Genomic DNA, 8,622 nt, shown 5'->3' with positions numbered 1-8,622 from the left:
CACACACCGCCGTTGCCAGCGACGCATGCGAGCGTGGGGACGGATCTGGACACTGATCCGGGACGGTCCGACTCTTCCTTTCTCCTTTCAGACCGTCCGCTCATAGGGAGCGACTTCGTGTCGCACTGCAGCCCTTGCCTCCTTCTTCCGGGAAGACGCAGGCGCGTACGGCGTAGGAGTACTTGCCGCTGCTGGTCTGCAGGCGTACGGACGGCGTCAGGATGTAGTCATCGATGTTTGCTTCGGCCCAGTTCGCCGTGTGGCCGCAGCTTCCGTACCCGCCCAGCTTGTCGTTGACGTAGCTGGTCTTGGGGTGCTGAGGGTTGTCGACCATCCGCGTCGGCGTGTTGCTGCGTTGGACGACGACGCGGTCGCCTTCGGAGATGTCCTCCGCGTAGGCGCGGGCCTGTGTGTCTGTCCAGCCGTCGGTGTCGATGGAGGTGAAGCGGCCCTTGTAGGTGCGCTCCCCGCTGTTCAGGAAGACCGCCCAGCCGTTCGCAGGCTGGCAGAACACCTTGGCCTCCTGGGGCTGGGACTTGGTGGTGGTGCGGGCGTGGGTGGTTTCGGCCTGGGGCGTATCGGCGCTGGCGGTGCTGCCGGTGGCGGCCAGCGCGCCGCCCGCGAGGAGCAGCGCGCCACAACCCAGGGCGGCCGTCCGTTGCTTGATCATGGGATTCCCCCTGAGCGACTGATCCGAGAACCGCCATGTTCATGTCCCCTGAGCGCCGGAACCAGGAGTTTCGGCGCTACCCGAAATTTGAAGAATCCGGTGCGCTCACCCCAGCGTTCCTCCTCCCCCGTTCAGCGCCCGGTCGGGTGTCCTAGCTGTGTCGAGCGGATGGTCGCCTGGTGGACGAGGAACCACCAGCCGGGTGCCGACGAGAAGGTCGCCGCCGACTCCCTCTACCGGCGCCTGTACCGGTCACTGGACTCACCACCCGAATCGAGGTCGACCCTCACCGGCTGGAGCAGGCGGCGAGCGCGCTGTACGGCCTGGGCTACACCCCCCTGGCGGTGGCGGACGGCCTGCAGGCTGGTACGACGGCGATAGCCCCCAGCGTTTCGAAGAACGCCGCGTTCGCTGCCTCCAGCACATGCTTAGGGCCGCTCAGCGCGCCGAAGATCACCGGGCCTACCCGGACGGGTCCTCGTACTCCTCGCTCCGCGGCTGCCGGAAGCTGGGAGGAACGGTGGCCGTGCCAAGGCCACGGGACCGGGCGGACATGACCCGCCACCTCTCTCACGCTCGCCGACCGCGCAGTTGCGCTCTATCCATTTTGTCACCATTCGTCCCATTCCTGAGGGCCCGCTTGGTCGCCGACCGGCTTGCGACCGACCAGCGACTTTGCTCACTGGCTTGATCATCACCTTGCTCATTGCCTTGTTCGTCGCGCGCAACATGCCCGGAGCCGTGACCACAAGGACTCGGCGATGTGACATCCATCGGGCGCCAGAAGCCTTGACACCTACTGACCAGTAAATAACCATTCCGCTTGCGGTTCGGCATTGTCGACCCTGGTTCGATTCACGGGCCGGAGCGAGAAAGGTTCACGCCATGCGTCTACGCACCCGCCTCCAGCTTCTGACCGCTGCCACCGCCGCAGCGGTCCTCGGCTCCATGGGCCTCACCGCCACGGCTCACGCCGACGTCACCGATATCCCCCCGGCGGGCGCCAACGACTGGTCGTGCAAGCCGAGCTCGGCGCACCCCGAGCCGGTCATCCTGGTCAACGGCACGTTCAAGACCATGGCCGAGAACTGGGCCACACTGTCACCGAAGCTCGCGGACGACGGCTACTGCGTCTTCGCCTTCAACTACGGGCATGCCGCCACCGACCCCATCCCCGACTCGGCGGCCGAGCTGCGTGACTTCGTGAACGCCGTACTCGGCTCGACGGGCGCGAAGAAGGCGGACCTCGTCGGGCACAGCCAGGGCGGGATGATGCCGCGGTACTACATCAAGTTCCTCGGCGGTGCGACCAAGGTGGACGACCTCGTCGGCATCGTGCCGTCCAACCACGGCACCTCGAACCCGGTGGCCATGGCGGCCGGAGCCACCGTCTGCCCGTCCTGCGCAGACCAGACCACCGACTCCGACCTGCTCAAGAAGCTCAACGCCGATCCCGAAACACCCACGGGCCCGGAGTACACGCAGCTCGCCACCAAGTACGACGAAGTCGTGGTCCCCTACACGAGCTCGTTCCTGAGCGGCCCTGCGGACCATGTCACCAACGTCCTCCTGCAGGACAAGTGCCGGCTCGACACCACCGAGCACGACCAGGCCACGAAGGACCCGGTCGTCGCGCAGTGGGTGGAGAACGCCCTGGGCCGCAAGGGCCCGGCCGACCCGGGCTTCCAACCGCACTGCATCGGATGAGTCGGCCGACTCAGATCTCCAGCCCCTCGAACAGCAGCGAAGGCTCGTCGGCGGGCCTTTGGCGCAGTGACTGCTCGGTCCAGATGGTCTTGCCGTCGCCTACGTAGCGGGTGCCCCAGCGCTGGGTGAGCTGGGCGACGAGGAAGAGTCCGCGGCCGCGCTCGTCCGTGGTGCGGGCCTGGCGCAGGTGGCCTCCTCCCCTGTCACCGGGCGGAGGATCGCTTCCAGCTGGTGCATCCGCCGCGCGATCTCCGCCGCGCTTGCCGCCGAGTCCGGCAACGGCCCCTCAACGACGAACAGATCTACCTCACGTCTCGACCCACGCACTATCCGTACCAACCGGACCCGGAGGATGGCGGGTCTTAGCTGATCCAGGAGGGGAGGCTCATCCCCGGCAGTCCATCTCCCGGGGGTACGAGGTGGGGGTGGGGATCATGCACGCTGGCGGGTGGCCGGGCCACGTGCAGCCACAGCCGGGCCCGGTCACCCTGTTGCGTCGCCGGCCATCACCGCCAGCGAAGGCCATAGGTGCTTGGCTGATCACGGCATGTACGCTCCCGCACGACCGGTGACCATCACCGGCATGAGGCAGGACGTGTCGAGCAGCGAGCAGCGAGCAGCAAGCAGCAAAGCGAAGCACAGGTCCTGCAAGACCCACCCGTTTTGGGTGGATGCGGAATGTGCAGGCACTGCCGGGACGTTGAAACCGGCATGACGATGGATCAGCGCACGATCACCAACCCGGCCGCCCTGCATGACCCGACCCCCTTCGGTTACAGCCACGCAGTCTCAGCACCCGGCCAACTCGTCTTCATCGGCGGCCAGTACGCCTCCGACGCCACCGGCGCTCCGGTGCCAGGCGACTTCGCAACCCAGGTGGACCTGGCCTTCGACCGGCTCCGGTCGGCGCTGGAGGGGGTCGGGCTTCAATACGAGCACGTGGTCCGCCTCGGTACTTTCATCGTCGACCACGATCTCGACAAGCTGGAGATCCTCGGCAAGGCGCTGCACGCCCGTTTCGGCGACAGGCTGCCGGCCCAGACACTGAGCGGCGTGGCCTCGCTCGCACTGCCGGGAATGCTGTTCGAGGTGGATGCAGTGGCGGTACGGCCGTAGCGGATCTTGCGCGTACAACATCGGCCCCATCCAGCCATGGGGCCCGCCCACAGTGATTCGCAGTAGCCGGGGGCTCCCTCATCCAGGACCCCTCCTCTCCTCCACACCTGCCGCGTCGGCTGGTGCGCGGCTACGGGTACGGTAGCGGGCCCCGCCGGCGGCGTTGTTGACACAGCAGAGGAAGCCTGTCGGCGTTCGGGCGAGAACTCGCGCGTGGATGGCGGTCCGGCCGTGGACCACGAACGAGTTCGCGCGTGATCAGGCGCTCCGAGTGCATGCGGACGTACCCGGCGCCGCCCCCTTGTCTGGTCGTGAGGGCAAAACTGCGGCCCCAATAGCTGTCAGTCCTCTTCAGACCTCGTGGGCAGAGCTGGCCTCCACACAGGCGCAGGCACGCGACGGATCGAACTACGTCGTGCGTCTGTTTCACCGTTTCGAGCGGTTTGGCGATAAGGCTGCGTACCTGCCCGTTTCCTTGCCATCAAATTTCCGAATGATGTGGCGACAGTACTTACTGAATGGGCGGGGGCGGCGCGGTGGAGGTAAGCGGGGTGCATCACGCCTACCGTCGGCGGGTGGTCCTGCGGGGCATCGACTTGGACCTCGGGCCCGGTGTGCTGGCAGGGATCGTCGGTGAGAACGGTGCGGGCAAGACAACCCTGTTGAAGATCCTCGCCGGCGAGCTGCGGGCGGATGGTGGCGCGGTGCGTCACCGGGGGCGCTTTGGCTACTGCCCACAGGATGTGGTCCTCAACGACGCCCTGACCGTCCGGCAGCACCTGGAGTTCTTCAAGACGGCCTTCGCGCTGGCCGACCTGCGTCATGCCGAGAAGGTCATGGAGGCTCTGCAGTTCTCCCAGTACGCCGATGTGCGCGCCGGGGTGCTCAGCGGCGGGACCCGGCAGAAGCTGAACCTCACCCTCGCGCTCATGCACGATCCGCAGGTTCTACTGCTGGACGAGCCGTACCAGGGCTTCGACTGGGACACCTACCAGCGGTTCTGGGAACTGGCCGACCAACTGCGCGACGCCGGCCGCTCTGTCCTGGTGGTCTCCCATCTGGCCTACGACACCGAACGCCTGGATGAGCTGTGGCGCCTGGAGGCGGGCACGCTGCACCTGGAGACGGCGGCACCGGCATGAGGGCACACCTGGACCTGTTCACCACAGCCACCCGGTACGACCTGATCGAGCACGCCCGCAACCGGTTCGCCATGCTGCTGGTCGTCTTCTTCATTCCCACCTGGGTCGGCCTGGTCTACCTCACCATCCCCGACAAAGCGGCCCGGTTCCAACTGGCCTCCACCGGAGAGAGGCTGGCGCCTGCCGGAAATGAGCTGACTCAGATCACCGGTGCCCTCAACGCCGTCACCCTTGTCACCGGGTTCATGATGTTCGCCGCCACCTTCACCGGCGGGCGCTTCGACCGGCGCCTGGCCATGGCCGGCTACCCCCGCACCCATCTCGTCCTGGCCAAGGCAGCCTCTTTGCTTCTGGCTTCCGCGCTGCTTGCCGCTTATGCCACCGCGGCCATGTGCATCGCCTGGACACCGAAGCAGCCCTACCTGCTCGCCGCCGCCCTGTTCTGCGCCGCGCTGACCTACGGCGCCGTAGGCGTGGTCTTCGGGTCCCTGCTGCGCCGCGAGGTCGAGGGCATGTTCGCCCTGGTGATGACCAGCGTCATCGACGTCGCCCTGCAGAACCCCATGGTCAGCTCCGGCGCCGACAACCCGCTGACACGCTTGCTGCCCACCTACGGCTCCGTCCAAGCCGCCACTGCCGCCGGGTTCTCCAGCACCTCCGTACCCGCATACCTCGCTTTGCAGCTGCTGTGGTTCGCCGCCGCCGCACTCCTTGCTCTCCTTGCTTTCCACCACCGCACCCGCAACGCCCTGCCCCGACCAGGCCGTCACCACCGGCCCGTAAGCGCGGAACCACGCGACGCTGCGTCCCTCGAAGCCCAGCGGGCACCAGCTGCCGGCCAGCACTCCTCACCGGGCTCCCCATAACCGATATCCGCCGCATCCACCCCGGTCGGGCGGCATTAGCGCTCTCCCGCCGATCGCAGTGCGGGCACGCATTCAGGCCCTCGCCCTCAGGACTCCGCACCGACGAAGGAGCAAGCATGAGCAGCACATCAGAAGTGGACCAGACGACGATTCCAGCCCAGCAGGGTCCCCGGCCGCGCTTCCACTACCCCTTGCCGATGCAGGAGCCCTCCCACGTCCCCACGGACGTCGCGGCCCAGGTCCAAGCGTGGAAAGAGTCGTACGGGTGGACCGAACTGAGCCCCGAACCCCACTACGTTCCCGGAACTGCCACGGGCTGGGCCCTTGGAAGGTCCTCTACCCCAGAGACCAGCAAGGCGCTGCTCCGCGCCATCGGCTGCGCGATGGAGTGGGCACTCGTCATCGACGACGATGTGCTCGATCACCCAGAAGCCCGCAGCCGGGCCAGCGAAGTCATCCGTCTCGTGGGCCAGATCACGCATGTGATGGAATCTCCGGGATACCGAGTCCCGAAGAATGAAAGCCCCTTCATCGCGGCAGTGCATGACGTGATGGAGCAACTACGCCCGGAGTGCACACCGACACAGGCGGCCCGCATGAGCGCCGGCATGAGGTGCTTGCTCACCAGCGGCGTGCACAAGATTCACCTGGACGAACCCAACGAAGACGAATACCTCGCCCTGCGGATGCACGACGTCGGCGGTTACGCGTGGGCCACGTTCATCGAAATGTGCGGCCCCGCTCCCATCACAGACGAGGACTGGAACGCACCGGCAGTCCAGGCACTGGTCGGGTGCACATCCCTGATCGTCGGACTGGAAAACGATGTTTTCTCCTACCACAAGGAGAAAGCAGAGGGCCAGACTTCCCCGAACTTCGTGGGCGTCCTGCAGGCGACCCGTCGGCTCTCCTTCGACCAGGCCGTCACCCTGGCGATCGAGACGCGCGACCGCCTGATGCTTCTCATCCTCCGTCTGCGCGAGCGCCTGATGCCCACGGCCGAGCCGCCCCTGCAGTACCTCATCGAGCGACTCGGCCAGTTCATCATGGCCAACACCGAAGTCACCCTGTCCGCGCCGCGCTACAACCCGTCAGCCGCAGACCGCTTCGCCGTGGAAGACGTCGCCAAGACACCCGCGTGCTGGGCACCCTCTCTGTCGACCACCGACACCAGCCCCCTGCCCTACCCAAGCATCTCCTGGTGGTGGGACCACTGCTGAAAAACCCCTGACCCAGCCGGCCATGACGTTCGAGGAACAAGCCACGAACCCCGAAAGAGCCGTGCCGGGGGCTCAGCAGGCACACAGGATCACGCCCGTCCAGCACGACAAAACCCCCGCCCGCAACCTTCGGCCGGCCTGCCGCTGGCGCCTATCCGTCGTGGTCACGCCGGATCGCTGCTGGAAGACCGCTGCCCGCCTGGTGCTCCACCGAGTGGTGACCTGGGCGCACAGTAGATCAGGCAGTCGGCGACAGCGTATCGAGCAGGACGCGCAGCCGGAGCACGAGCTTCTGGTCCATGTCCACCTGGTCCAGGACCTCGGCGGCCGGCGCGAGAACTCCGATGAGCCGCCCCGAGCGGACCTGCGGGGGGAGATGACGCAGCGAAAGCGGAAGACCGCCCCGTCCCACGGGCTCCGGGCCAGGTCCTCGGCGAGAACCCACTCGGCCCGTTCCGGCTCCAACCGTCCGGCCTGAAGAGCCTCCAGGAGGGCGGCCGTATCCCGGCGCAGGGCATCGGCGAGCGGGTTCGAAAGTGGATCTTCTGTCAGACCTGCCTGGGATGCTCTGAGCGTGGAGATGACAGTGCAGCTGACGATCGACTGCTTCGATCCGCAGAGAATGGTGACCTTCTGGACCGAGGCCCTGGGCTACGTGCCTGAGCCTCCGCCGGGCGGGCACGCCACCTGGCGTGCCTATTGGGCGGCGATGGGGGTGCCCGAGGCAGAGTTGCCGGCCGGTGCCGGGGATATTCCGGAGTCGATCATCGATCCTGCGGGACGTGGACCGAGGGTGTGGTTCCAGCAGGTTCCGGAGCCGAAGGTCGCCAAGAACCGGTGGCACTTCGACCTGAAGGTCGGTGGGGGCCGTGACGTCCCACTGGACGTCCGCATACAGCGGGTCAAGGCTACGGTGGAACGGCTGGTCAAAGCTGGTGCCACCGTGCTGCGGATCAAGGATGAGCCGGACATGGGGCTCTACGCCGCTGCCATGCAGGACCCCGAGGGCAACGAATTCGACGTGGTCTGAGGGCCGTTGCGACGGTGCTGGTCACAGCCACCCGTTCACGGTTGCGACCAGCACCGTCGCCTCGTAGCGGACGGAGAGCTTGTCGTACCTCGTGGCCACTGCCCGGTGCCTTTTCAGTCGGTTGATCCCGCACTCAACCGCATGGCGCTCGCGGTAATCCACGCTCGACAGCCACGTGCAGCTTGGTGGTGAACCCGCTGCGTGAGCGTCCCAGCCCTTGATCACAGGGCTCGGCCAGCACTCCGCCCGGCGGTTCCTTTTGTAGGTCCCCCTGCTTCCTGGCCCCTGCCGCATGCTGATGGGCGCGACACACTGTGGAATCGACGCTCAGGTCCCACCTGATCCCGCCTTTCGCGTCGGCCGGGGGCTGGAGTCGTGTGAGGACCAGGTGCCAGGTGCCGTCTCGTTGCCATCGGCGGCACAGATCGTAGATCCGGCCCCACGGCCCGTACTCGACGGGCACCTCCCGCCAAGGAACTCCTGTCCGAACCCGGAACCGTATGCCGTCGATCAGCTGCCGCCGGGGTCAGAGGGGCGGCCGTCCCACCTTCGCCCTCTTGGGCAACGACGGCTCCAACACCGCCCACTGGGCATCCGTGAGATCTCCCCGCGCCATGAGCCGTGATCATTCATCACTCGAGATCCATTTTCGATACATGCCCTACTGATCTTTTCGTAAGTTCGGTGTATGTGGTGGCCGTGTGGGTGGGAGGCTGTCGGGGTGGCTTTTCAACCTTCCCCTTCGGTTGCCGGCTCCTCCCTTCCTCCTTTGTCGCGGCCTCAGTTGGCGGAGGCGCGTCGTGTTCGGGCGGTCGAGTTGTTCGAGGACGGCGTCGCGAATGCGGAGATCGCGAGGGCGGTGGGGGTGTGT

Annotated in this window: 8 protein-coding genes and 2 pseudogenes; 6 read left to right on the top strand and 4 right to left on the bottom strand. The window is 66.6% G+C overall.

Annotated features, from left to right (window positions below):
* Positions 1-100: 100 nt before the first annotated feature.
* On the bottom strand, positions 101-670 hold the full coding sequence (locus ACTWQF_RS36605; RefSeq protein ID WP_443284096.1) for a hypothetical protein: 570 nt from the start codon (positions 668-670) through the stop codon (positions 101-103).
* Between the two features lie 885 nt (positions 671-1,555).
* Here ACTWQF_RS36605 and ACTWQF_RS36600 point away from each other — a divergent pair.
* Positions 1,556-2,377: an alpha/beta fold hydrolase gene (locus tag ACTWQF_RS36600; RefSeq protein WP_443284095.1), complete on the top strand. Its 822-nt coding sequence runs from the start codon at positions 1,556-1,558 to the stop codon at positions 2,375-2,377.
* Between the two features lie 10 nt (positions 2,378-2,387).
* Here the strand turns inward: ACTWQF_RS36600 and ACTWQF_RS36595 are convergent.
* A pseudogene (locus ACTWQF_RS36595) lies at positions 2,388-2,567 on the bottom strand (ATP-binding protein); the annotation flags it as partial.
* A gap of 521 nt (positions 2,568-3,088) precedes the next feature.
* Between ACTWQF_RS36595 and ACTWQF_RS36590 the strand changes: the two are divergent.
* From ACTWQF_RS36590 to ACTWQF_RS36575, 4 genes are all read left to right on the top strand, one after another.
* On the top strand, positions 3,089-3,493 hold the full coding sequence (locus ACTWQF_RS36590; RefSeq protein ID WP_443284094.1) for a RidA family protein: 405 nt from the start codon (positions 3,089-3,091) through the stop codon (positions 3,491-3,493).
* 536 nt (positions 3,494-4,029) lie between these two features.
* Entirely contained in the window at positions 4,030-4,635 is a 606-nt protein-coding gene (locus ACTWQF_RS36585; protein ID WP_443284097.1) for an ATP-binding cassette domain-containing protein, read from the top strand.
* Entirely contained in the window at positions 4,632-5,501 is an 870-nt protein-coding gene (locus ACTWQF_RS36580) for an ABC transporter permease (RefSeq protein ID WP_443284093.1), read from the top strand. Before ACTWQF_RS36585 ends, ACTWQF_RS36580 begins: the two co-directional genes overlap by 4 nt.
* Before the next feature lie 116 nt (positions 5,502-5,617).
* Positions 5,618-6,721 carry a terpene synthase family protein gene (locus tag ACTWQF_RS36575; protein ID WP_443284092.1) on the top strand — a complete coding sequence of 368 codons (1,104 nt, stop codon included), beginning with the start codon at positions 5,618-5,620 and terminating at the stop codon, positions 6,719-6,721.
* A gap of 238 nt (positions 6,722-6,959) precedes the next feature.
* Here ACTWQF_RS36575 and ACTWQF_RS36570 read toward each other — a convergent pair whose 3' ends face one another.
* Positions 6,960-7,133 (bottom strand): hypothetical protein, encoded by a 174-nt coding sequence (locus ACTWQF_RS36570; RefSeq protein WP_443284091.1) that lies wholly within the window; start codon positions 7,131-7,133, stop codon positions 6,960-6,962.
* Positions 7,134-7,295: 162 nt separating this feature from the next.
* Between ACTWQF_RS36570 and ACTWQF_RS36565 the strand changes: the two genes are divergently transcribed.
* Positions 7,296-7,751 carry a VOC family protein gene (locus ACTWQF_RS36565; RefSeq protein ID WP_443284090.1) on the top strand — a complete coding sequence of 152 codons (456 nt, stop codon included), beginning with the start codon at positions 7,296-7,298 and terminating at the stop codon, positions 7,749-7,751.
* 21 nt (positions 7,752-7,772) lie between these two features.
* Here ACTWQF_RS36565 and ACTWQF_RS36560 read toward each other — a convergent pair.
* A pseudogene (locus tag ACTWQF_RS36560) lies at positions 7,773-8,367 on the bottom strand (IS5 family transposase).
* Positions 8,368-8,622 lie beyond the last annotated feature (255 nt).

This window comes from Streptomyces sp. 8N114, assembly GCF_052245835.1.
Lineage (GTDB): Bacteria > Actinomycetota > Actinomycetes > Streptomycetales > Streptomycetaceae > Streptomyces.
Note: the sequence above shows the minus strand (reverse complement) of the source record. Positions and strands in the feature narration are given on the sequence as shown.

Bases quoted from the DNA above. Each gene is read 5' to 3' on its own strand.
- ACTWQF_RS36605 (WP_443284096.1), bottom strand. From the start codon at position 670: ATGATCAAGCAACGGACGGCCGCCCTGGGTTGTGGCGCGCTGCTCCTC.
- ACTWQF_RS36600 (WP_443284095.1), top strand. From the start codon at position 1,556: ATGCGTCTACGCACCCGCCTCCAGCTTCTGACCGCTGCCACCGCCGCA.
- ACTWQF_RS36575 (WP_443284092.1), top strand. From the start codon at position 5,618: ATGAGCAGCACATCAGAAGTGGACCAGACGACGATTCCAGCCCAGCAG.
- ACTWQF_RS36590 (WP_443284094.1), top strand. From the start codon at position 3,089: ATGACGATGGATCAGCGCACGATCACCAACCCGGCCGCCCTGCATGAC.
- ACTWQF_RS36580 (WP_443284093.1), top strand. From the start codon at position 4,632: ATGAGGGCACACCTGGACCTGTTCACCACAGCCACCCGGTACGACCTG.